General features: G+C 71.3%; 2 protein-coding genes. Both read right to left on the bottom strand.

The window, feature by feature from the left end; translation table 11 throughout:
- On the bottom strand, positions 1 to 998 hold a 998-nt coding region (locus ON39_RS06465), incomplete at its 3' end, for a DUF5925 domain-containing protein (RefSeq protein WP_051186355.1).
- A 129-nt stretch (positions 999 to 1,127) separates the two neighbouring features.
- Positions 1,128 to 1,317, bottom strand: a 190-nt coding sequence (locus ON39_RS06460; protein WP_040732251.1) for an NAD(P)(+) transhydrogenase (Re/Si-specific) subunit beta, incomplete at its 5' end; no start/stop codon positions are given.

Genomic DNA, 1,317 nt, shown 5'->3' with positions numbered 1-1,317 from the left:
CGGCGCTCCCTGGCGAGCCAGGCCGCGGACTCCGCCGGCGACAACCGGCCGACCTCGAGCTGGGCCAGGCAGCGGCCCGGCCTGGTGACCGCGGGGTGCAGCCGGGACAGGTCCTCGTTGGTGGTGATCGCTACCAGCACGTCCCTGCCCTGGCCGAGCATGCCGTCGGTCAGGTTGAGCAGCCGCGAAAGGCCCTGGCCCGCCGTCTCTTTCGCCTCGCCGCGGATCAGCTCGTCGCAGTCCTCGAGCACCAGCATGCGCCAGCGCTTGGTCTCCTCGTCGCCGTCGATGCCCGCCGCGACGTCCATCAGGTAGCCGGGCTTGCCGAACATCACCTCGGGGTCCAGCACGCAGTCGAATTGACACCACGGCGCCCACGCGCGCGCCAGCGCCCGCAGCGCGGTGGTCTTGCCGGTGCCGGGCGGCCCGTGCAGCAACACCAGGCGGCCGCGCACATCGGCGGCGGTCAAGGCCATCAGCCGGTCCATGGCCCCCGCGACCTCGCCCGGATAGTTGCCGCGGATCGACGGCCACTCCGGCGCCGAGATGGTGTGGCCCCGGCGCTGCGGACCGTGGCCGCCCATGTGCCAGAAGCCCATCTCGATCGTCTCGCCCGCCTCGGGCTGCGCGGCCGCGCCCTTGATCGCCTCGGCGAGCACCGCGGCGGCCAGCTCGTCGGTCTCGGCGGTGACCTCGACCATCGCCGACCCACCCGACCAGCGGACCGCCCGCAGCGACCAGCCCGCGCCGACCACCAGCGTCGCGGCGCTGTCCTCCTCCCGCACCGTGCGCACCACCCGGCCGTGCTCCGGACGCAGCGGCGCGTCGGGGTTCACCCGCTCGAAACGCGCGATGTGCGCGTGCGGTTGGTCGCCGCGCAGGAACGGGCTCACCGCGAGGGCGTCGATCGCGTCGCGGGTGGAGTAGGCGGAGTCGACCGTGACGGCCCACGGCAGCCGCTCGGCGAGATCGGCCGAGGGCGCACTCGGGTCGATCAACCGAAGAGGCTCATTACGTGACACTCGGAGCATGATCAGGGTTATGGACCGGCCGTGTCCAGCCAATAAACGACGAAGCGTCCCTCCGCCGGGTTCGGCGGAGGGACGCTCGCGGCGAAACAGCCTGCCCTACAGCGCTTTCAGTTCCTCGGTGACGGCGCCGACGGACTTCTTCGCGTCGCCGAACAGCATGGAGGTGTGATCGGCGTAGAACAGCGGGTTGTCGATGCCGGCGAAGCCGGAGTTCATCGAGCGCTTGAGCACGATGACATTCTTGGCCTGGTCGACGTTGAGCACCGGCATGCCGTAGATCGGGCTG

The sequence above is a fragment of the Nocardia tenerifensis NBRC 101015 genome (assembly GCF_000308715.1).
GTDB classification, from domain to species: domain Bacteria; phylum Actinomycetota; class Actinomycetes; order Mycobacteriales; family Mycobacteriaceae; genus Nocardia; species Nocardia tenerifensis.
The sequence above is the reverse complement of the archived record's forward strand: the minus strand, read 5'-3'. Positions and strand labels throughout refer to the sequence as shown.